We start from the raw sequence: 20,151 nt of genomic DNA on the forward strand, positions 1-20,151 counted from the left end.
CACGCTGCATCACCTGTGTCACAGCCGCCCCACCTGCCGGATGATCCGGGTTGACGGGCGCGGTTCACCCTGCCCACCGCGTCGGGGCGCCACCGATGACGCCGTTGACTTCGTAGGTGGCGCAGGTGGCGCAGGCAGCGCCGTCTCGCCGCCGCGCACGCCGAGGGGCCGAGGCCCGTCCGGCCCCGGCCCCTCGCACCGCCCTCCGACACGTCCCTAGCCGACGACCTGCCCCCGCAGCACCACCCTGCGGGGCGCCGCCAGCACCCGTACGTCCTCGCGCGGGTCGCTCTCGTAGACCACCAGGTCCGCCGAGGCGCCCTCGGTGAGGCCGGGGCGGCCGAGCCAGTCCCGCGCGCCCCAAGTGGTGGCGGACAGCGCGGCCACGGCGGGCAGACCGGCCTTGGTCAGCTCGACGATCTCGTCGGCGACCAGGCCGTGGGCGAGCGAACCCCCGGCGTCGGTGCCCGCGAACACGGGCACGCCGGCGTCGTAGGCGGCCCGCACGGTGTCGTAGCGGCGCGCGTGGAGGCGTCGCATGTGGTCCGCCCAGCGCGGAAACTTCTCCGCGCCGCCGTCCGCGAGCCGCGGGAAGGTGGCGATGTTGACGAGGGTGGGGACGATGGCGACGCCCCGCTCGGCGAAGAGCGGGATGGTGTCCTCGGTGAGTCCGGTGGCGTGCTCGATGCAGTCGATGCCGGCCTCGACCAGCGGGGCGAGGGTGTCCTCGGCGAAGCAGTGGGCGGTCACCCGGGCGCCGAGCCGGTGCGCCTCGGCGATGGCCGCCTCGACCGCGCCGCGGGGCCAGCACGCGGAGAGATCGCCGGTGGAGCGGTCGATCCAGTCCCCGACGAGCTTGACCCAGCCGTCCCCGCGGCGGGCCTCCTGGGCGACGTAGGCGACCAGGTCCTCGGGCTCGATCTCATGCGCGTAGTTGCGGATGTAGCGCCGGGTGCGGGCGATATGGCGGCCGGCGCGGATGATCCGCGGCAGGTCGTCACGCTCGTCGACCCAGCGGGTGTCGGAGGGCGAGCCGGCGTCGCGGATCAGTAGGGTGCCGGCGTCACGGTCGGTGAGCGCCTGTTTCTCGCTGGTGGCGGCGTCCACCGGGCCGTGCGCGTCCAGGCCCACATGGCAGTGGGCGTCGACCAGGCCCGGCAGCGTCCAGCCCTGGACCGTGGTGGCATCGCGTGCCAGGGCCGGCCGGTCGAACGTGACCCGGCCGCCGACGACCCACACCTCGTCGCGCACCTCGTCCGGCCCGACGAGGACCCTCCCCTTGAGGTGCAGCACCGCACCTTCACTCATGGACGTCATACAGGCACTTTAGGCGGCCCGACCGGGCGGTCGGGGCGGGGTGGTCGAGCATCGGCCGGGTGGATTGCCGGGCGGGCGGGTGAGCTGCGGTCGATCGCCGGGCGGGCGGACTCACCGGGCCGCGGCGGCGGGCCCGGCCGGATCGCTGCGGGGCGGATTCCACCGACGTTTCGTCGGATGTTTCACCAAAACCCGCCGCATGTTCTCGCGGACCTTGCCATAGGCCTTGCCACGGCCTTGCCGGGCGGGTTTCCTGACCTTCCAGAAGGGTCACTGGAGGCGAATTCCCAATTCCCTGCAAGCGTAGCTTCCCGTATTCTTCTGCCCGCTTTTCCGCAGCTCAAACGCCAAGATTTCGCTAGCGCCGGATACCGTAATTCGGACGCATCTCGCGGCTGTTACGGAGCTGTGACCGACTACACAGGGTGTCCGTTTCGCCCCGAACTTCCTGGTCAAATCGGGACAATTTTTGACGAGATCGCGCGCCCGGGCGCCCCCGCGCGATAACACATCCCGAGCGCTCACGTAACCCCTGCCCGCGATGCAATTTCCTTTTTCCCTGGGTAAATTTAATTCCCATGACCGCCGCACAAGCAGACCATGCAGGTGCCCGCAGCGATATCGGAGAATTTCCGGAGGGCTTCAAGCTCGACACCCCACGGGTGGAGGACGGCGCAGCAATCTGGCGCATCGCCCGCGACTCGCGGGTGCTGGACCTCAACTCGTCCTACAGCTACCTGCTGTGGTGTCGCGACTTCGCCGCCACCTCCGTCGTCGCCCGTGACGCGGAGGGCGAGCCGGCCGGCTTCGTCACCGGATACCTCCGCCCCGAGCGCCCGGAGACCCTCGTGGTGTGGCAGGTCGCCGTCGACGACGCGCACCGCGGCAAGGGCCTGGCGGCGGCGCTTCTGGACGGGCTGACCACGCGCGCCATGGACGAGCTGGGCATTCGCTTCGTCGAGACCACCATCACCCCCGACAACACGGCCTCCAACCGGCTGTTCGCGTCCTTCGCCGAGCGGCACTGCGTGCCCGTCAGACGCGAGGTGCTCTTCGACGCGGGGCTGTTCCCCGAGCAGGGCCACGAGCCGGAGGTGCTGCACCTCATAGGCCCGTTCACTCCACCGGCCCCCGGGCAGTAGCGCCCCCCGGGCCGCGCGGACAGCGCGCCGCAGCGGCCCACGGATCCGGCATCACCCTGTGAGACCGCCGGCACCGCCCATCCCCCCACCCACAGACTTCCTCATCCTTCGCACTCGTCTCCCAGGAGCATGCTGTGACCATCACCCAGCCCGATCTGAGCGTCTTCGAGACCGTGGAGTCGGAGGTGCGCAGCTACTGCCGTGGCTGGCCCACCGTCTTCGACCGTGCCCAGGGCAGCCGACTGACCGACGAGGACGGGCACACCTACCTCGACTTCTTCGCCGGTGCCGGTTCGCTGAACTACGGGCACAACAACCCCGTGCTCAAACGCGCCCTGATCGACTACATCGAGCGCGACGGCATCACCCACGGCCTGGACATGTCCACCACGGCCAAGCGGGCGTTCCTGGAGTCGTTCCAGAACATCATCCTGCGGCCGCGCGACCTGCCCTACAAGGTCATGTTCCCGGGCCCGACGGGCGCCAACTCCGTCGAGGCCGCGCTGAAGCTGGCCCGCAAGGTCAAGGGCCGCGAGTCGATCGTGTCCTTCACCAACGCCTTCCACGGGATGTCGCTGGGCGCCCTCGCGGTCACCGGCAACTCCATGAAGCGCGCCGGTGCCGGCATCCCGCTGGTACACGGCACCCCGATGCCGTTCGACAACTACCTCGACGGCCAGACCCCGGACTTCCTGTGGTTCGAGCGGCTGCTGGAGGACCAGGGCTCCGGTCTGAACAAGCCCGCGGCCGTGATCGTGGAGACCGTGCAGGGCGAGGGCGGCATCAACGTCGCGCGCACCGAGTGGCTGCGTGAGCTGGCCGCCCTGTGCGAGCGCCAGGACATGCTGCTGATCGTCGACGACATCCAGATGGGCTGCGGCCGTACGGGTGCCTTCTTCTCCTTCGAGGAGGCGGGCATCGTGCCGGACATCGTCACCGTCTCGAAGTCCATCAGCGGCTACGGCCTGCCGCTCGCGCTGACCCTGTTCAAGCCCGAGCTGGACATCTGGGAGCCGGGCGAGCACAACGGCACCTTCCGCGGCAACAACCCGGCCTTCGTGACCGCCGCCGCGGCGCTGGACACCTACTGGGCCGACGGCCAGATGGAGAAGCAGACTCTCGCCCGGGGTGAGATCGTCGAAGCGCACCTGAAGGCCATCGTCGAGGAGCACCCCCAGGCCATCGCCGAGTACCGCGGCCGCGGTCTGGTGTGGGGCCTGGAGTGCATCGACAAGCCCCTCGCGGGCAAGGTCGCCAAGCGCGCCTTCGAGCTGGGTCTGCTGATCGAGACCTCCGGCCCGGAGAGCGAGGTCATCAAGCTGCTGCCCGCACTGACGACCACCCCCGAGGAGCTGGACGAGGGCCTTCGCACCCTCGCCCGCGCGGTCCGCGACTGCGCCTGACCACCTCGGACAGTTCCACCACCGTTCCACAGAAAGGCACCGACTCACCGTGATCGTCCGATCCTTCCAGGACATCGAAGGCACCGACCGCCACGTCAAGGCCGCGTCCGGCACGTGGGAGAGCAAGCGCATCGTGCTCGCCAAGGAGCGGGTCGGCTTCTCGCTGCACGAGACCGTCCTGTACGCCGGTACGGAGACGTCGATGTGGTACGCGAACCACATCGAGGCCGTCGTCTGCGTCGAGGGCGAGGCCGAGCTGACCAACGACGAGACGGGCGAGAAGCACATCATCACGCCCGGCGTGATGTACCTCCTCGACGGGCACGAGAAGCACACCATGCGGATCAAGAAGGACTTCCGCTGCCTGTGCGTCTTCAACCCGCCGGTCACCGGCCGTGAGGACCACGACGAGAACGGGGTCTACCCGCTTCTCACCGAGCCCGAGCCCGAGGCGGTCTGAGGAGTCACCCGACCTGCCCCGTCCGGCAGCGCCGAGGAAGGCACCCACACGCACGCAGAGCCAGATTCCGTACGAGAGGAGAGGAAGGCAACACCATGACCACCGCACCCGAGCGCACCGCCGACCTGTACCCGACCCGTGGGACCGCTGAGGTCATCACCCCTCGGAAGGACCCGGTGGTGTGGTCGCAGCCCGGAGCGGCCGGCCCCTTCGCGCCGTCCGAGCTGAGCGACTTCGAACGCGACGGCTTCTTCGCCATCGGGGAACTGCTGACGGCGGAGGAAGTCGCGGTGTACCGCGCCGAACTGGACCGGCTGGTACTCGACCCCGAGATGCGCACCGACCCGCGCGCCATCGTCGAGCCCAAGTCGCAGAGCGTACGGTCCGTGTTCGAGGTGCACAAGATCAGCGAGGTGTTCGCCAAGCTGGTCTCCGACCCGCGTGTGGTCGGCCGTGCCCGTCAGATCCTCGGCTCGGACGTCTACGTCCACCAGTCGCGGATCAATGTGAAGCCCGGCTTCGGTGCCTCCGGCTTCTACTGGCACTCGGACTTCGAGACCTGGCACGCCGAGGACGGTCTGCCGAACATGCGCACCGTGTCGGTCTCGATCGCGCTGACGGAGAACTACGACACCAACGGCGGCCTGATGATCATGCCCGGCTCGCATCAGCACTTCCTGGGCTGTTCGGGCGAGACGCCGAAGGACAACTACAAGAAGTCGCTGCAGATGCAGGACGCGGGCACGCCGTCGGACGAGGCGCTGACGAAGATGGCGGACGCGCACGGCATCAAGCTGTTCACCGGCAAGGCCGGTTCGGCGACGTGGTTCGACTGCAACGCCATGCACGGCTCGGGCGACAACATCACGCCGTACCCGCGCAGCAATGTCTTCATCGTGTTCAACAGCGTGGAGAACGCGGCGGTGGAGCCGTTCGCGGCTCCGGTCCGGCGCCCGGAGTACATCGGGGCGCGGGACTTCACGCCGGTGAAGTAGGCATGGTCGTGACGTAGGTCGGTACGGCATGGGGCGGTACCGGTGGCGCGGCCGCCGCACAGCAGGGTCTGTGCGGCGGCCGCGCCGTCGCTATGCCAGCAGCGACAGCAGCCGGTCGACGTCGTCGGTCGAGTTGTAGAGGTGGAAGGCGGCGCGGAGCAGTCCGCCGCGCACCGAGATCCGCACCCCCGCCTCGGTCAGGCGGCGCTCCGCGTCGGCCAGTCCGGGGGTGGAGACGATCGCCGAGCCGGGCGCGGGGCGGGGCGTCAGGCCGCGGGCGGCGAGCCCTTCGCGGTAGTACGCGGCGAGATGGGTGTTGTGGGTGTGGACGGCGGGCACGCCCAACTCCTCGACGAGCGCGAGGGAGTGCTCGGCGGCGACGTAGGAGAAGTGGGCGTGCGGTTCGTCGAAGCGCCGGGCGGTGGCGGCCGGCCGGATCAGGCCGTAGGTGGACTCGTCGAGGTCCTCCCCGGCCACCCAGCCGGCGTGCAGCGCGGCCGGCCAGGCGGAGTCCTCCGACGCGTCGCCGCCGAACGCCAGGAAGGTCGTACCGCGGGGGCACAGCAGCCATTTGAAGGCGCCGCTGACGAGGTAGTCGAAGTCCCCGGCGCGCAGCGGCAGCCAGCCGGCGGCCTGGGTGGCGTCGACGAAGGTGCGCGCCCCATGGGCCCGGGCCGCCTCCCGTACGGCCGCCAGGTCGGCGATCCGGCCGTCGAGGGACTGTACGGCGCTGAACGCGACGAGCGCGGTACCGGGGCGCACCGCGTCGGCGAGCGCCTCCAGGGGTACGGTGCGCAGCTTGACGTGGGGGTGGCTGCCCAGGGGGTTGACCAGGGAGCTGAAGTCGCCCTCGGGGACGAGGACTTCGGAGCCCGGTGGGAGGGAGGCGGCGATCAGGGCGGACTGCACCGCGACCGAACTGCCGACGGCCACGCGCTCGGCGGGGACGTCCAGCAGCCGGGCGAAGGCGGCGCGGGCCGCGTTGGGGGCGGCGAAGTAGTCGCGGCCCATCGTGCCGTAGGAGGCGGACTCCACCACGGCCGCGCGCAGGGCCGCCGCGCTGCGCCGTGGGAGGAGTCCGCTGGACGCGGAGTTCAGATAGGTCGTCTCGGGCGCGAATTCCGCCCCGCCGAGTGGCTCACGTCGCTGCATGATCCCACTGTGCGCGGCGCGGGCCCGCCCCGTCCACGGCCTTTCGGTGGCCGCCCGTGCTCACTTCCCGGGAACGGCGCAGCCGTCGTCCCCGCAGACCTCCGCGTCGCCGGCCGGCAGGATCTGCACCGCCGTCTCCTCGTGCGCCCGCTCCAGGGCCTGCCGGAACACCTCGGCGGGCTGGCCGCCGGAGATGCCGTAGCGGCGGTCGATGACGAAGAACGGCACGCCCGTGGCGCCCAGCTCGGCGGCCTCGCGCTCGTCGGCGCGGACCTCCGTCGCGTACGCGGCGGAGTCGGCGAGCACCCGGTCGGCCTCCTGCTCGGGCAGCCCGGCGCCGACCGCGATCTCGCGGAGGACGGCGGGGTCGCCGAGCGGGCGGGCCTCGGCGAAGTTGGCGCGGTAGAAGGCGTCGAGCAGCGCGTCCTGGACGCCGTGCGCCTTGCCGGCGTGCAGCAGCCGGTGCAGGTCGAAGGTGTTGCCGTGGATGCGGCCCGCGCGGTAGTCGAGCCCCTCCGCCGCGGCCGTCTCGGCGACCCGGGCCTCCATCGCCTCGGCCTGCGCGCGGCTCACGCCGTACTTCGCGGCGAGCATGTCGAGGACGGCGATGTCCGTGGGGGCCGGCGCCTTCGGGTCCAGCTCGAAGGAGCGGTGCACCACCTCGACGGTGTCGCGGTGCGCGAACGCGGCGAGCCCGGCCTCGAAGCGGGCCTTGCCGATGTAGCACCAGGGGCAGGCGATGTCGGACCAGATTTCGACGCGCATGAGCTGACTTTCCTTCTCGGGGGACGTCCCGGCTCAACCACGCGGGGCGCCGGGCTATTCCGCGGGTAGCGTCCGGGCATGACCTCGCCACAGGATTTCCTCGGGTTCTGGGAGACCACCGGGTCGGCCAAGACCTTCACCCATCCGCTCGATCCGGAGCTGCTCAAGGCGTATCTGCCGCGAGACGCGCGGGTGCTGGACTACGGCTGCGGCTACGGGCGGCTCACCGCCGAGCTGGCCGGGCTCGGCTACCACCGGGTGCGCGGGGTGGATGTCTCGGCGGCGCTGATCGCGCGGGGGCGGCGGGAGCATCCGGGGCTGGAACTGATGCGGTGGGCGGGGTTCCCGCTGCCGTTCGAGGACGGCTTCTTCGACGCGGCGCTGCTGTTCGCGGTGCTCACCTGCGTTCCCCGGGACGCGGACCAGTCGGCGATCGTCGGGGAGCTGGGGCGGCTGGTGCGGCCCGGTGGGGTGCTGTATCTGAGCGATGTGCCGGTGCAGGACGACGCCCTCAACCGGGAGCGGTATGCGCGCTTCGCCGGGCGCTACGGCACGTACGGGGTGTTCGAGACGCCCGACGGCGGGGTGTTCCGGCACCATCCGCCGCAGCGGCTGCGCGCCCTGCTGCGGGCGGCGGGCTTCGGTGTGGTGGCGGAGCGGACCGGTTCGGTGGCGACGCCGGACGGGCGGACGGCCGAGCGGCTGCAGATCATCGCGCGGCGGGAGGGCTCCCCGGAGGCGGGAGCGCGCCGGGAGCCAGGTCCAGCCTCAGGGTGAGGTGGGTGGCGTCGGGGGCGGGGCGGCGGTCGGGGCGCCAGCCGAGGCCGGCGTAGAAGCCGCGGGCGCGGTGGTTGTGCCAGCGGACGTCGAGGACGGCGCGGGCGAAACCGGCCCTGCGCCAGGCGTGCAGGCAGGCGGTGTGCAGGGCCCGGCCGACGCCGGTGCCCCAGTGCGCGGGGTCGACATGGAGCTGGTCGAGCTTGACGGTGGCCCGGGAGTCCCGGTCGGGCCTGATGGCGGCCCGGGTGCCCTCGCCGCCGTACGCGGCGGCGCCGAGGACCGTGCCGTGCCGTACGGCGCAGAGCACGGGGGTGTCGTCGCGGTGCAGGGCGCGGGACCAGGCGCGGCGGCAGCGGGTGTGCTCGGCCGGGGCGTCGAAGGGTGTGCCGGGGTAGCGCGCGTGGTGGTGGGCGGCGCGGGCGCCGGTGTCCAGGGCGGCGATCGCCTCCAGGTCCGCGCGGGTGGCGGCGCGGACCGTCAGGGCGGACTCGTCGGGGGCGGGGTACACGCCGTGCAGGCCTACCCGCCCTCGGGGCGGCCGTCCACCCGGCGCGGCAGGCCGAGCGGGTTGTCCTCGCGCAGCTCGGGCGGCAGCAGCGCGGGCGGGGTGTCCTGGTAGGCGACGGGGCGCAGCCAGCGTTCGACGGCGGTGCCGCCGACGGAGGTGGCGGTGGAGGTGGTGGCCGGGTAGGGGCCGCCGTGGTGCTGGGCGGGGGCGACCGCGACGCCGGTCGGCCAGCCGTTGACGACGACGCGGCCGGCGAGCGGGGTGACCTCGGCCAGCAGCCGGGCGCCCAGCCCGGAGCCGTCGCCGCCGGCTCCTTCCGCCTCGCCGAGCTGCAGCGTCGCGGTGAGGTTGCCGGGGAGCCGGGCGAGGACGGCGCCGATCTCGGCCTCGTCGGCGTAGCGGGCGACCACGGTGATCGGGCCGAAGCACTCCTCCAGCAGGAGGTCGTGCGGCCCTTCGGTGGCGAGGCGGGCAGCGGGGACGGTGAGGAAGCCGGCGCTGACGGTGTGCTCGCCGCCCGCGCCGGGGGTCACCGGTGCCTCGACGTCCGGGAGCCCGGCGCGGGCGGCGACGCCGTCGAGGAACGCCTGGCGCATCCGGTGGTCGAGCAGCACCCCGGCCTCGGTGTCGCTGACCGCGGCGGTCAGCGACTTCACCAGCCGGTCGCCCGGCTCACCGTCGGGCGCCAGGACCAGGCCGGGCTTGACGCAGAACTGGCCGACGCCCAGCGTCATCGAGCCGGCCAGCCCCGCGCCGATCTGCTCGGCGCGCTCGTCCGCCGCGGCCTCGGTGATCACGACCGGGTTGAGGCTGCCCAGTTCGCCGTGGAAGGGGATCGGACGCGGGCGGGCCGCGGCCGCGTCGTACAGGGCGCGGCCACCGCGTACCGAGCCGGTGAAGCCGGCCGCGGCGATCAGCGGGTGGCGGACCAGGTCGATACCGGCCTGGAATCCGTGCACCAGTTTCACCACACCGTTCGGCAGGCCGACCTCGGCCGCGGCCCGGCGCAGCAGCGCGGCGCACAGCTCGGAGGTGGCGGGGTGGTCGGGGTGCGCCTTGACCACGACCGGGCAGCCGGCCGCGAGGGCGCTTGCGGTGTCGCCGCCGGGCACGGAGAAGGCGAGCGGGAAGTTACTGGCGGAGTAGACCGCTACCGGGCCCAGCGGGATCTTGTAGCGGCGCAGGTCGGGCCGCGGCGGGGTGAGGGCGGGGTCGGCGCGGTCGATCCGTACGTCGAGGAACGCGCCGTCCTCGACCAGGTCGGCGAAGGCCCGCAACTGGTAGGTGGTGCGGACGAGTTCGCCGGTGAGGCGGCCCGGGCCGAGCGCGGTCTCGGCGTCGGCGGCCTCGATGACCGCCTCGCCCGCCTCGTCGAGCAGCTCGGCGGCGCGGCGCAGCAGGGCGGCGCGCACGGCTCGTTCGGCGAGCGCGCCCCGGGCGGCGTGCGCCGCGCGGACCGCCGCGTCCACCTCGTCGGCTGTGGCCTCCACCGCAACCTGCTCCCGCCGCTTCCCGGTTCGGGGGTCGACACTCCAGACTGGTGCTGCTGCTGCCGCTGCCACCGTGCATTCCTCCCGAGTGCTGCCGTACCGCGCCGTACTGGGCTGTTGTGCTGTTCCGGGCCGCTCCGTCCCGGGGCGCGCAGTGCGCGGCCCGGTCGCTCCCGGGGCTTTCGCGCCTTGCAGCACACCAGACATCGTTCGATATGCTGAACTTCATCCCGGATATTGAACATCTGGGACTCTATGGCTGTCCGAACAGAGGGGTCAAGGGCGATGTCAACTGCCGATACCGGTGGATCCCAGGTCAAGTCCGCGGTGCGGACGGTCGAATTGCTCGAGTACTTCGCGGGCCGCTCCGGTATGCACTCGCTCGCCTCCGTCCAGGAAGCCGTGGGCTACCCCAAGTCCAGCCTCTACATGCTGCTGCGCACCCTCGTCGACCTGGGCTGGGTCGAGACGGACGCGACCGGCACCCGCTACGGCATCGGCGTGCGCGCGCTGCTGGTCGGCACGTCGTACATCGACGGCGACGAGGTGGTGGCGGCGGCCCGACCGACACTGGACCGGCTCTCCGACGACACCACCGAGACCATCCACCTCGCCCGGCTGGACGGCACCAACGTCGTCTACCTCGCCACCCGCCAGTCGCAGCACTATCTGCGCCCCTTCACCCGGGTCGGCCGGCGGCTGCCCGCGCACTCCACCTCGCTGGGCAAGGCGCTGCTCGCGACGTACACCGACGACCAGGTACGGGCGCTGCTGCCGGCGACCCTCGCGCAGCTGACCGAGCACACCATCACCGACCGCGAGAAGCTCATCGAGGAGCTGCACGCGGTGCGCGAACAGGGCTATGCGGTCGACCGCGAGGAGAACACCCTGGGCCTGCGCTGCTTCGGCGTCGCGATCCCCTACCGCACCCCGGCCCGGGACGCGATCAGCTGCTCGGTGCCGGTGGCCCGGCTGACCCCGGACCACGAGCAGATGATCAAGGACATGCTCTTCGACGCCCGCGACCGGCTGACGCTCGCCACCCGGCGGCTGTGACCCGAGGGCACCGTCCGGCCCCCCTCCCCGTCCGGCACTACCCCGCCCCACACCGCCCGGACCTCCCTCCCCCGTACGGCGGAGGCGGATCGTCGGCGCGGCCGAGGCGCGCGGGCGGCGGCGCCGGAAGACTGCTCACCATGACCGCTCAGCCCGTCCGGACGCCCCGGCGCGCGCACACCTCGATCCCCGGGGCCGTGCGGTGCGAATGAACCGACTGCGGCGAAACGCCCTGCGCTGGGTCCATCTGGTGATCGGCGGCGCGATCCTCATGCCGTACTTCCTGGTGGCTTCGGTCCTGGTGTCGCTGGTCATGGACGGCGCCGACCCCTACCGCGACACCGCGACCCAGTTCCTCGCGTTCGGCGCCGCCCTGCCGCTGGCCTGGCTGGCCGGGCTGGTCTTCGCCCCGGCGCGGTCCATGGCGGCGGGCGCCGTACGGACGTTCTGCGGTGTGCCGGGAGAACTGATGGCCGACGAGCCGGGGTACTCGTGGACCGCCCGACGGCGTACCGCGCTGTGGTTCCTGGTGCACAACGCGGCCGGCGGGATCGTCAGCGGGATGTCGCTGGCCGCGCCACCGGCCGCGATATCCCTGATGATCCTTCCGTTCTCGACGGGTCTGCAGCGCGGCTTCCCGGCCTGGCAGGAGACCTTCCCCGGCGTGCTCGGCCCGCTCGCCGGGCTGGCGCTGCTGGCGCTGGTAGTCGGCACGTCCTGGGGAGCCGGGCGGCTGATGGCCCGTCTGGCGCCGGTCCTGCTGGGGCCCACGCCCGCCGACCGGCTGGCCGCCGCCGAGCGCCGGGCCGCCGATCTGGCGACCCGCAACCGGCTGGCCCGCGAGTTGCACGACTCGGTGGGGCATGCGCTGAGCGCGGTCACCCTCCAGGCGAGCGCGGCCCGCCGGGTACTGGACACCGATCCGGAGTTCGCCCGGCAGGCGCTGGCCGCCATCGAGGACACCACCCGGGACGCGGTCGCCGAACTGGACACCGTACTGGGCCTGTTGCGCGAGGAGGACGGCAGCGATCCGGCGGCGCCCGCACCCACCCTGGACGGGCTGCAGGCGCTGCTCGAACGGACCCGCGCGGCGGGCGTCCGGGTCGAGACGACGCTGGAGGGGCGGCACAAGGGGCTGCCGCCGATGGTCTCGCGGGAGGCGTACCGGATCGTGCAGGAGGGCCTGAGCAATGCGCTGCGGCACGCCGGGCCGGTGCCGGTGGAGCTCTATGTGCACCGCACCGAGCGGGAGTTGACACTGCGGATGGAGAACCCGGTGAGCGGGCCGGTGGCCGGCCCGGCGCCCGGCTCGCCGGTCCCGGCGCCCCGCACGGGCGGGGGCCGCGGGCTGCTGGGGATCGCCGAGCGGGCCAGGCTGCTGGGCGGCGAGGCGGCGGCCGGGGCCCAGGACGGCGTCTGGCGGCTGACGGCCCGGCTGCCGCTGGCGGGGAGGGAGCGCGGTGCGCGCAGCGATGTACAGCCGTAGGAACGCCGAGGCCGTAGGCACACCAAGACCGTAGGAACACCGAGACATCCGCCGGGAGCCCGGCCGGGAGACAGGGGGCGCGGGAGATGACCACGACGCGGGACGGCGGCCGCACGGCCGGCCAAGGCGACGGCGACGGCTGCGACAACGGGAACGGGAACGGCGGCAGCGGCCGCGACCGGCCCCGTCCGCTGCGCATCGTCCTCGCCGACGACGAGCGGATGGTGCGTACGGCGCTGCGCGCGATCCTGGGCGCCGAGGACGACATGGAGGTCGTGGGCGAGGCGGCGACCGGCGCGGCGGCGGTGCCGCTGATCCGCGAACTGCGCCCGGACATCGTGCTGATGGACGTGCGGATGCCGGAGATCGACGGGATCCGCGCGACCGAGCAGGTGCTCGCCGGGATGGCCGAGCCGCCGCGCATCATCGTCGTGACGACCTTCGAGAACGACGCCTATGTGTACGACGCGCTGCGGGCCGGCGCCAGCGGGTTCCTGCTCAAGCGGTCCGGGGCGGAGGACCTGGTCCAGGCCGTACGGCTGGTGGCGCGCAGCGACTCGCTGCTGTTCCCGGCGGCGGTGCGCGGTCTGGCCGCCCGGCACGCCGGGGAGCGGGCCTCGCAGGACGCGGTACGGACGCTGCGTGCCAGGTTGTCCGAACGGGAGCGGGCGGTGCTGCGGCAGATGACGGCCGGGCTGACGAACGCCGAGATCGCGGAGCGGCTGGGGGTGGGACCGGCCACGGTGAAGACGCATGTGGCCGGGGTCCTAGCCAAGCTCGGCGTACGGGACCGCACCCAGGCGGTGATCGCCGCGTACGAGTGCGGGTTCGTACGGCCGGGGTGAGGTGGGGCGGGGTGGGGGCTGCGGCGGGGCCACGGGGCACAGCCATGCGCCCTGTCCGGCTGTCCGGCTGTCCGGCTGTCCGGCTGTCCGGCTACTGGGCCAACACGGGATTGCCAGGTGAGTCCAGCCATGCCCACTCGCCGTCGGCGTCCACGGTCAGCCCGAAGCGGTTGAAGCCGGGGCGCTCTTGCTCCACCCACCATCTGTACGCGGCTTCCACTTCGTCCCAGAGACGTCGGGGACCCGACTGATAGACCTTGGCTACCTCACGGTCATCGCGGAAGACGACGACCGCCCATGACTGGTCCGAGAGTCCGTAGAACCACACGGCGCGCCTGCCGTCACGTTTGCGGTCGGCAGTGTGGGCGACGGCAGGCACGCGCAGGCCCAACGCGAATCCGATCACGTCGAAGCTCCCCGTGCCGCAGAACTCCGCCTCGGCCATCGTCGTGAACGACGTGTCCGCAGCATCCATCGCGCCCGCCGGCACGTACTCATCATGCCGGGGCCACACGAACCGCTGAGAACGCATACGCATGAATGCCACGGGGCGCGAGAACGGCCCTGACGCACTCCGGCGGTCTTCGGCGACCACCAGGCGGGCGGTGGCTTCGCTGGGCCCGTAATACGTCCCCCAGGGAACGAGGATCACCCCTCCGGGGCTGGACTGCTCCACCCACGCGAACGGGACCTTTCGTAGACCGCACGTGGCGATGATGCGGTCGTACGGTGCCCGTTTCGCATGGCCGAGAAAGCCGTCTCCATGCACCACTTCCACCGGGAGCCCGAAGCGGTCCAATGCCTGCTGGGCTTCCGACGCGACGGTGCCGTCCACCTCCATGGTGACGACGTTCGCGGCTCCGAGTCGGTACGCGAGAAGGGCGGCGTTCCATCCGGTGCCGGCACCGATCTCCAACACGCGCTGACCCGGTTCTACGTCAAGGTCGGCCAGCATGGAGAAGACCAGGCTCGGCATGGACGACGACGAGCTGAACAACTTGCCCGGCTCATGGCCGTCGTGCGCGCCGTCGTCCCACTGGGTAACGATGGGGTCGTCCGAGTCGGCGTACCTCCGCCACACCTGCGGGTCCTGCTCCTTGTCGACCGCGACATTCCGGCCGGTAGCCATGTCGTGCGGCCACATCAACTCTGGCAGGAAGTGGGAGCGGGGCACGTCTTCATACGCCTTGGCCCAGTCGGGCGACACGACACCTGCGTCCAGGAAAAGACGGCCCAACTCCTCACGAGTGGGCCGCCCCGCCTGCTCACCAGAACCCGTCACTTCCGGTGGTCCCCATCGCCGGGAGGCGTCGAACCGTCCGGGTGGGGCTCATCGGTCGGCGACCACGGCCGACCGGGATGCCCGTCCCCATCGCCCTCATCCTTGCCGTGCCCGCCACCTTGTGCGAACTGGGTGATCAATCGAATGTTCACGATTCTCCTCCTTGAGAGGGCGAGTCTTCATCCTGGTCTCAGCCGAGCCCCTAGGGAACACGGCCTCATGGCTAGCCGGGGGTCCGGCGGTCCCGCAGGACGCTGGCAAGCTGCGCTGTCACTGCTTGTGCCCCGGGTGGCTTCGAAGTTCGATGTTCAGGTCGACGACCTTGCTCAGGTCGCCCCGCGCTTGCGCGATCTGACGCTCATGTACCAGCGCCTGGCAGATGTCGCAGTTGGCCGCAGGTTTCGGCTTGGGCTGGGGTTCGCCGAGTTGTACGGGTGGGGTCAGCTTGCCGGGCACGGCAACTCCTCTCCGTAGCGCTTCCACTACCGGGATGCCTCAGCGTGACCTAGAGTCAGGGGCCCTTCAACCTGTGACTTGCGGACGGAAGGACAGTGAACGCCCCTTGAATCGCAACGAGTTGAACCCGGACGCCTCCCCTCAGGCGGCCTACGGAGCGCGTTTACGCAGTCTGCGGGAAGCGCGCGGCTGGACTCAAGACGATCTTGCCGAGCGCGCGGAATATTCCAGCGTGCATGTTTCGGCCGTCGAAAATGCTCGGAAACCTCCGACTCTCCGGTTCTCGCGTAGCCTGGACCGCGTCTTCGGCCTTGAGGGCACAGCAGACTCGTTCGAGCGTGAGTACCGCGAGATCAAACACGGCAGCCTGCTGGAGGGCTTTCCGGAGTACGTCGGGTACGAGGGCCGGGCAGTAGAGATCCGACAGTTTGAAATCGGGATCATTCCCGGCCTGTTGCAGACACCTGAGTACGCACGAGTGTTGGCGGAGAGCGGCGTGCGGCGGGGTGCCATCACGCCCGAACAGGCAGATGAACGCGTCTCGCTCGTGGCCGAACGGCAAGCGGCACTTATCCGGCCCCGTCCACCCATGGTGTTTGTGACCATGGACGAGAGCTGCATCCGTCGACCCGTTGGCGGACGCTCCGTCATGGACGCCCAGTTGGCGCGCCTGGTCGAGTGGGCCGAGCTGCCGAACACGCTGCTACAGGTGGCACCGTACGAGATAGGCGAGCGCCGCACGCTCAATCTGCCCGTCAACCTCTTGACGCTGCCAGACCGGTCCGTGATCGCCTACGCCGAGTCTCAAGCCCAGGGACACCTCGACCGAGAGAACACCTCCGTGATGCCCATGCTGACGGCTTACCATCAATTACAGGCCGAAGCGCTCTCTCAAGCGACGTCAGTGGCCATGATCGAGCAGTTGCGAAAGGGCACCCCGTGACGACCGAATCCCCCCGTTGGTACAAGTCCTCCTACAGCGACAACGGCGGCACCTGCGTGGAAGTTGCCGCCAATATCCCGGGCGTCGTTCCCGTCCGTGACAGCAAGGCCCCGCACGGCCCGAGGCTGGTCTTCCCGGCGTCGTCCTGGTCCTCGTTCGTGGACGATGTGAAGACCGGGAACCTCTCCACTCCGTAGAGGCGCATCCGCTCACCCGCACCCGATCTCGCGCAGTGCGTCCCATACAGCGGTCAGGTCCGCGTCACTTGCCAATCCCGCATGGTAGAGGCGCAGTTCCGTCGCGCCCAGCGAGGCGGCGTGCGCGGCGTCGGCGGCGAGCGTACGGGGGCTGCCGCCCATGCCGGAGACCACGGTGAGGTTGGCGGCCACCGTCGGTACCGCGACCGCGGCGGCCTCGGCGGAGGGAGCCGCCCCGGCGTCCGGGCCGGCAGCGGCCCCGCGCGGGCGGCCGGTGAACGGTCCGAGTACGGCGGCGCGGGCGGCGGCGTCGCCGGTGCACGGCAGCACCACGCCGTCGGCGTGCGCGAGCACGTCCACCGGGTCCACCCCGGCGTTGGCGCCGCAGCGGTGCGCGGCGGGGTCGGCGTGCAGCAGCACCCGGAACCCGTCCGCCGCGGCATCCCGTACGGCCCGCGCCGCCGTGCGCTGCAGCGTCCGGGCGGCCCGGTCCCGCCAGGCGCGCAGCAGCCCCGCGGGCTCCGCGCCGAGCAGCGCCTCGACCGCCGCCCACTCCCCCCGCCTCCCACAAGGGCCTTCGGCCGGCTCCGGCCCAGAGGGGACGCTCGGGAGGCCCCTCTCCCAACCACCCGGGACGCCCCTCTCCGGCCCGCCCGGGTCGGCCGTCCACAACGGCTCCATCGCCCGCACCACGGCGGCTCTCAACTCCGCTGCCGGGATGCCGAGTTCGCCGTACCCGTGCGCGCACACCGAGCAGAAGCAGACCGACATCAGATACTGGGCGGCGCCGGAGAGCGGCACCCCGCCGATCTTGTCGTGGGCGTGCAGATGGGCCAGTCCGTACCAGCCGCAGGACTCCAGCTCGCTGCCGCGGGCGCCGGGCCGTACGGCCGCCTCGGCGGCGAGCGCGACGAGGTAGGCGCGCACTTCGGGCCGGGCGATGCACGGCGCCCAGGGGTAGGGGTCGCCGTAGGCGTTGCGGACGACGACGGTCGGATGCTCGGCGCCCAGGCGGGAGTTGTGCGCCAGGACGACCCAGCTGTGCACCTCCACCCCGGCGTCGGCCAGCGCCCGCGCGGCCGCGCCGAAGGCGTCCGGGCCCGCCGTCCAGTCCTGGACGTAGGGCCGCAGTTCCCGGCCGGCCCAGCGGGCGGGGTCGGGCGGGTAGTAGACGGCGGCGTGCCGGGCGGTGACGATGCGGTGGCGGGGGTGGCGCGGGGTGAGGGCGCGGGTGGAGTGGTAGGCGGAGGCCAGGGAGACCTGCCGGACGCCGAGGCCGGCGAGGCGTTCGGCGGCGGCCGGGTCGCCGACCACGTCCCACGGGTAGAGGAAGGCGGCGGTGCGCATCAGGCGCCGGCTCCGGGCGCCTGGGCGGCCAGGGCCAGACCGCGGTCGATCAGCCCGGCCAGCTCCTCGATGTGCGCGGGGGCCGGTTCGCCGAGCGGGGGCCGGACCGTGCCGACGTCCAGGCCGCGCAGCCGTACGCCCGCCTTGACCAGCGATACGGCGTATCCGCGGCCCTGGTTGCGCAGTTCGACCAGCGGTCCGTAGAAGCCGTCGAGCAGCCGGTTCACGGTGTCGTCGTCGCCGGCGGCCAACGCCCGGTGGAAGGCGAGGGCGATCTCGGGGGCGAAGGCGAAGACGGCGGAGGAGTACAGGCGCACGCCCAGGCCCAGGTAGGCGGGGCCGGTGAGTTCGGCGGTGGGCAGGCCGTTGAAGTAGAGGAAGTCCTCGTCGGGGGCGTCGGTGCGGACGGCGCTGATGATGCGCTGCATCAGGTCGAGGTCGCCCAGACCGTCCTTGAGGCCGATGATGCCCGGGGTCGCGGCCAGGGCGGCGACGGTGGCGGGGGTGAAGACGGCGTTGTCGCGCTGGTAGACGATGACCGGGAGCTCGGCGGCGGCGGCGAGTTCGGTGTAGTGCCGCAGCAGCCCCTCCTGGTCGGCGACGACGAGGTAGGGCGGCATGGCGAGCAGCCCGTCGGCGCCGGCTTCGCGGGCGAGGCGGGCGAAGTGGACGGCGAGCGCGGTGCCGTAGCCCGTACCGGCGACGACGGGGACGCGTCCCGCGGCCTCCTGGACCGCGGCCGCGACGCAGTCGGCGAACTCCTCGGGGGTGAGCGCATGGAACTCGCCGGTGCCGCAGCAGGCGAAGACGGCGGCCGCGCCCGCGTCGACGCCGGCCCGCACATGCGCCCGGAAGACCGTCAGGTCCAGGGCGCCGTCGGGCGCGTACGCGGTCACGGGGAAGAACAGCGGTCCGTCGAGGCGGTCGGCGAGCCGGGGGTGCCTCCCAGCGGTGGCTGGGGGAGGGTGTGCGGTCACGGGCTCTCCCTCACATGCTCGTGCGCGTTTCTGATCTGCGTCCATATTTCTGAACTCGCCACGCTAGAGCAGCCGTCCGGCACGGGTCAAGAGCACACAACTGCCGCCCCGCAAGCGGATTTACCCGGTCCCTCAACCGTCTTGACCGGCGGCGATCCCGCCCAGCACGCTTTGTCCACCCACCTGAATTCCGTTCGTGGACATAGCCTTGCAGCGCCGACCGCCCCGCAGCGCGGCGGTCCCCCGGCACGCACGACGCCGCGACCCGGGCCGTCCCGCCACCCAGCCGGAGGAGTTCCCGCCCATGACCACCGCACCCCGCACCGTCCTGCTCACCGGCGCCGCCGGCGGGCTCGGCACCCTGATGCGCGAACTGCTGCCGCCCCACGGCTACCGGCTGCGCCTCCTCGACCGGCGCGCCATCGACGACGCGGCCGGCGACGAGGACGTCATCACCGCCGACCTGGCCGACAAGGAGGCGCTGCGCGAGGCCGCACGCGGCGTCGACGCCGTCGTCCACCTCGCCGGGATCTCCCTGGAGGCCTCGTTCGAGAAGATCCTGCGCGCCAACATCGAGGGCACCTACCACCTCTACGAGGCGGCACGCGAGGCCGGCGTGAAACGGATCGTCTTCGCCTCCTCCAACCACGCCGTCGGCTTCACCCCGCGCCCCGCCGACGGATCCGCCGCCATCCCCGTCGACACCCCGCGCCGCCCCGACACCTACTACGGACTGTCCAAGGGGTTCGGCGAGGATCTCGCCTCGCTCTACTGGGACCTGCACGGCATCGAGACCGTCTCGATCCGCATCGGCTCCTGCTTCCCCGCACCGACCTCGGTGCGGATGCTGTCGATCTGGCTCAGCCCGGCCGACTGCGCCCGGCTGCTGCACGCCGCGCTCACCGCACCGGACGTCGGCCACCGCGTCGTCTACGGCTCCTCCGCCAACACCCGCCTGTGGTGGGACCTGTCGACCGCCCGTGCCCTGGGGTACGAGCCGCAGGACGACTCCGAGCCGTACGCCGCGCAACTCATCGCCGAACAGGGCGAACTGGATCCCGACTCCCCCGAACACGCCCACCTCGGCGGCGCCTTCTGCACCGATCCGCCCCGGTGGCCGTACTGAGAGGGGCGGTGATCCGGCCGCCGCGCCGCGGCCGGATCCGCACGTGGCCCGTGCCACGGCACGGAACCCCGCCCGCCCGGGTGGCGTCCTCGTGTACGTACCAACACTCCGCGCAGGAACGAGGAACGCATCATGGGCATCGTCAGCTGGCTCGTACTGGGGCTGATCGCGGGCGTCATCGCCAAGGTCCTGCTGCCGGGACGGGACCCGGGCGGACTGGTCGGCACGACCCTGATCGGCATCGTGGGCTCCTTCATCGGCGGCTGGCTGTCCACGAAGTTCCTGCACCGCCCGATTCCGAAGGACTTCGGCGAACCGTCCATGTGGATCGCCTCGATCGCCGGGGCCCTGGTCCTGCTGATCGCCTACCGGCTGCTCTTCGGCAACTCCCGCGAGCGATGACGGCCGGCGCGGGCCGCCGTCC

At 72.0% G+C, this 20,151-nt stretch carries 21 protein-coding genes; 12 read left to right on the top strand and 9 right to left on the bottom strand.

The genetic code is table 11. From position 1 onward, the window contains the following. Positions 1-216 precede the first annotated feature (216 nt). Positions 217-1,308, bottom strand: coding sequence for an amidohydrolase family protein (locus tag WAB15_RS10730; RefSeq protein WP_407289201.1), 1,092 nt, complete (start codon positions 1,306-1,308; stop codon positions 217-219). Between the two features lie 587 nt (positions 1,309-1,895). On the opposite strand from WAB15_RS10730, the gene ectA reads away from it, so the two are divergent. From ectA to thpD, 4 genes are all read left to right on the top strand, one after another. Continuing rightward, positions 1,896-2,459 carry a diaminobutyrate acetyltransferase gene (ectA, locus tag WAB15_RS10735; RefSeq protein WP_399149970.1) on the top strand — a complete coding sequence of 188 codons (564 nt, stop codon included), beginning with the start codon at positions 1,896-1,898 and terminating at the stop codon, positions 2,457-2,459. Positions 2,460-2,593: 134 nt separating this feature from the next. Continuing rightward, complete coding sequence (ectB, locus tag WAB15_RS10740; protein ID WP_399149969.1) at positions 2,594-3,862, top strand: diaminobutyrate--2-oxoglutarate transaminase; 1,269 nt, start codon at positions 2,594-2,596, stop codon at positions 3,860-3,862. A gap of 49 nt (positions 3,863-3,911) precedes the next feature. Then, the gene (locus tag WAB15_RS10745) at positions 3,912-4,322 is read left to right on the top strand and encodes an ectoine synthase (RefSeq protein WP_399149968.1); all 411 of its coding nucleotides are present in this window, start codon (positions 3,912-3,914) and stop codon (positions 4,320-4,322) included. A gap of 95 nt (positions 4,323-4,417) precedes the next feature. Continuing rightward, entirely contained in the window at positions 4,418-5,317 is a 900-nt protein-coding gene (thpD, locus tag WAB15_RS10750; RefSeq protein WP_399149967.1) for an ectoine hydroxylase, read from the top strand. A gap of 90 nt (positions 5,318-5,407) precedes the next feature. Here thpD and WAB15_RS10755 read toward each other — a convergent pair whose 3' ends face one another. Next, on the bottom strand, positions 5,408-6,469 hold the full coding sequence (locus WAB15_RS10755; protein WP_407286077.1) for an aminotransferase class V-fold PLP-dependent enzyme: 1,062 nt from the start codon (positions 6,467-6,469) through the stop codon (positions 5,408-5,410). Positions 6,470-6,529: 60 nt separating this feature from the next. Further along, the gene (locus tag WAB15_RS10760) at positions 6,530-7,234 is read right to left on the bottom strand and encodes a DsbA family oxidoreductase (RefSeq protein ID WP_407286078.1); all 705 of its coding nucleotides are present in this window, start codon (positions 7,232-7,234) and stop codon (positions 6,530-6,532) included. A gap of 78 nt (positions 7,235-7,312) precedes the next feature. Between WAB15_RS10760 and WAB15_RS10765 the strand changes: the two genes are divergently transcribed. Continuing rightward, positions 7,313-8,011, top strand: coding sequence for a class I SAM-dependent methyltransferase (locus WAB15_RS10765; protein WP_407286079.1), 699 nt, complete (start codon positions 7,313-7,315; stop codon positions 8,009-8,011). On the opposite strand, the gene WAB15_RS10770 is transcribed toward WAB15_RS10765, so the two are convergent. Together WAB15_RS10770 and WAB15_RS10775 are read right to left on the bottom strand one after the other, a co-directional pair. Next, positions 7,944-8,522 carry a GNAT family N-acetyltransferase gene (locus WAB15_RS10770; protein WP_407286080.1) on the bottom strand — a complete coding sequence of 193 codons (579 nt, stop codon included), beginning with the start codon at positions 8,520-8,522 and terminating at the stop codon, positions 7,944-7,946. The genes WAB15_RS10765 and WAB15_RS10770 overlap by 68 nt on opposite strands. 11 nt (positions 8,523-8,533) lie before the next feature. Beyond that, entirely contained in the window at positions 8,534-10,084 is a 1,551-nt protein-coding gene (locus WAB15_RS10775; protein WP_399149962.1) for an aldehyde dehydrogenase (NADP(+)), read from the bottom strand. Between the two features lie 213 nt (positions 10,085-10,297). Between WAB15_RS10775 and WAB15_RS10780 the strand changes: the two genes are divergently transcribed. The 3 genes from WAB15_RS10780 (at position 10,298) to WAB15_RS10790 (ending at position 13,399) form a co-directional block, all read left to right on the top strand. Then, positions 10,298-11,068, top strand: a complete 771-nt coding sequence (locus tag WAB15_RS10780) for an IclR family transcriptional regulator (protein WP_399149961.1) — start codon at positions 10,298-10,300, stop codon at positions 11,066-11,068. Positions 11,069-11,276: 208 nt separating this feature from the next. Next, positions 11,277-12,554: a sensor histidine kinase gene (locus WAB15_RS10785; protein ID WP_407286081.1), complete on the top strand. Its 1,278-nt coding sequence runs from the start codon at positions 11,277-11,279 to the stop codon at positions 12,552-12,554. Positions 12,555-12,640: 86 nt separating this feature from the next. Beyond that, positions 12,641-13,399: a response regulator gene (locus tag WAB15_RS10790; RefSeq protein ID WP_407286082.1), complete on the top strand. Its 759-nt coding sequence runs from the start codon at positions 12,641-12,643 to the stop codon at positions 13,397-13,399. 91 nt (positions 13,400-13,490) lie between these two features. On the opposite strand, the gene WAB15_RS10795 is transcribed toward WAB15_RS10790, so the two are convergent. Both WAB15_RS10795 and WAB15_RS10800 read right to left on the bottom strand, forming a co-directional pair. Beyond that, a complete protein-coding gene (locus WAB15_RS10795) occupies positions 13,491-14,636 on the bottom strand; it encodes a methyltransferase domain-containing protein (RefSeq protein WP_407286083.1) in 1,146 nt (381 codons plus the stop codon). A gap of 315 nt (positions 14,637-14,951) precedes the next feature. Continuing rightward, positions 14,952-15,137, bottom strand: coding sequence for a hypothetical protein (locus WAB15_RS10800; protein ID WP_399149957.1), 186 nt, complete (start codon positions 15,135-15,137; stop codon positions 14,952-14,954). Between the two features lie 106 nt (positions 15,138-15,243). Between WAB15_RS10800 and WAB15_RS10805 the strand changes: the two genes are divergently transcribed. Continuing rightward, complete coding sequence (locus tag WAB15_RS10805; RefSeq protein ID WP_399149956.1) at positions 15,244-16,080, top strand: Scr1 family TA system antitoxin-like transcriptional regulator; 837 nt, start codon at positions 15,244-15,246, stop codon at positions 16,078-16,080. Next, positions 16,077-16,277: a DUF397 domain-containing protein gene (locus WAB15_RS10810; RefSeq protein WP_399149955.1), complete on the top strand. Its 201-nt coding sequence runs from the start codon at positions 16,077-16,079 to the stop codon at positions 16,275-16,277. Before WAB15_RS10805 ends, WAB15_RS10810 begins: the two co-directional genes overlap by 4 nt. Before the next feature lie 12 nt (positions 16,278-16,289). On the opposite strand, the gene WAB15_RS10815 is transcribed toward WAB15_RS10810, so the two are convergent. Both WAB15_RS10815 and WAB15_RS10820 read right to left on the bottom strand, forming a co-directional pair. Beyond that, on the bottom strand, positions 16,290-17,624 hold the full coding sequence (locus WAB15_RS10815; RefSeq protein WP_407286084.1) for a hypothetical protein: 1,335 nt from the start codon (positions 17,622-17,624) through the stop codon (positions 16,290-16,292). Beyond that, the gene (locus WAB15_RS10820) at positions 17,624-18,601 is read right to left on the bottom strand and encodes a 5-dehydro-4-deoxyglucarate dehydratase (RefSeq protein ID WP_407286085.1); all 978 of its coding nucleotides are present in this window, start codon (positions 18,599-18,601) and stop codon (positions 17,624-17,626) included. Before WAB15_RS10820 ends, WAB15_RS10815 begins: the two co-directional genes overlap by 1 nt. 304 nt (positions 18,602-18,905) lie before the next feature. Here WAB15_RS10820 and WAB15_RS10825 point away from each other — a divergent pair, with 304 nt between their 5' ends. Together WAB15_RS10825 and WAB15_RS10830 are read left to right on the top strand one after the other, a co-directional pair. Next, positions 18,906-19,727, top strand: coding sequence for an NAD-dependent epimerase/dehydratase family protein (locus tag WAB15_RS10825; protein ID WP_407286086.1), 822 nt, complete (start codon positions 18,906-18,908; stop codon positions 19,725-19,727). Between the two features lie 132 nt (positions 19,728-19,859). After that, positions 19,860-20,129 carry a GlsB/YeaQ/YmgE family stress response membrane protein gene (locus WAB15_RS10830; protein WP_384442342.1) on the top strand — a complete coding sequence of 90 codons (270 nt, stop codon included), beginning with the start codon at positions 19,860-19,862 and terminating at the stop codon, positions 20,127-20,129. Positions 20,130-20,151 lie beyond the last annotated feature (22 nt).

Origin of the sequence: Streptomyces sirii (assembly GCF_045690365.1) — a bacterium.
GTDB classification, from domain to species: domain Bacteria; phylum Actinomycetota; class Actinomycetes; order Streptomycetales; family Streptomycetaceae; genus Streptomyces; species Streptomyces sirii.

What these genes read in the sequence shown, in the direction of transcription:
- thpD (WP_399149967.1), top strand. Translation starts at nt 4,418, where the DNA reads ATGACCACCGCACCCGAGCGCACCGCCGACCTGTACCCGACCCGTGGG.
- WAB15_RS10790 (WP_407286082.1), top strand. Translation starts at nt 12,641, where the DNA reads ATGACCACGACGCGGGACGGCGGCCGCACGGCCGGCCAAGGCGACGGC.
- ectA (WP_399149970.1), top strand. Translation starts at nt 1,896, where the DNA reads ATGACCGCCGCACAAGCAGACCATGCAGGTGCCCGCAGCGATATCGGA.
- WAB15_RS10785 (WP_407286081.1), top strand. Translation starts at nt 11,277, where the DNA reads ATGAACCGACTGCGGCGAAACGCCCTGCGCTGGGTCCATCTGGTGATC.
- WAB15_RS10760 (WP_407286078.1), bottom strand. Translation starts at nt 7,234, where the DNA reads ATGCGCGTCGAAATCTGGTCCGACATCGCCTGCCCCTGGTGCTACATC.
- WAB15_RS10815 (WP_407286084.1), bottom strand. Translation starts at nt 17,624, where the DNA reads ATGCGCACCGCCGCCTTCCTCTACCCGTGGGACGTGGTCGGCGACCCG.
- WAB15_RS10830 (WP_384442342.1), top strand. Translation starts at nt 19,860, where the DNA reads ATGGGCATCGTCAGCTGGCTCGTACTGGGGCTGATCGCGGGCGTCATC.
- WAB15_RS10825 (WP_407286086.1), top strand. Translation starts at nt 18,906, where the DNA reads ATGACCACCGCACCCCGCACCGTCCTGCTCACCGGCGCCGCCGGCGGG.
- WAB15_RS10780 (WP_399149961.1), top strand. Translation starts at nt 10,298, where the DNA reads ATGTCAACTGCCGATACCGGTGGATCCCAGGTCAAGTCCGCGGTGCGG.
- WAB15_RS10765 (WP_407286079.1), top strand. Translation starts at nt 7,313, where the DNA reads ATGACCTCGCCACAGGATTTCCTCGGGTTCTGGGAGACCACCGGGTCG.
- WAB15_RS10730 (WP_407289201.1), bottom strand. Translation starts at nt 1,308, where the DNA reads ATGAGTGAAGGTGCGGTGCTGCACCTCAAGGGGAGGGTCCTCGTCGGG.
- WAB15_RS10755 (WP_407286077.1), bottom strand. Translation starts at nt 6,469, where the DNA reads ATGCAGCGACGTGAGCCACTCGGCGGGGCGGAATTCGCGCCCGAGACG.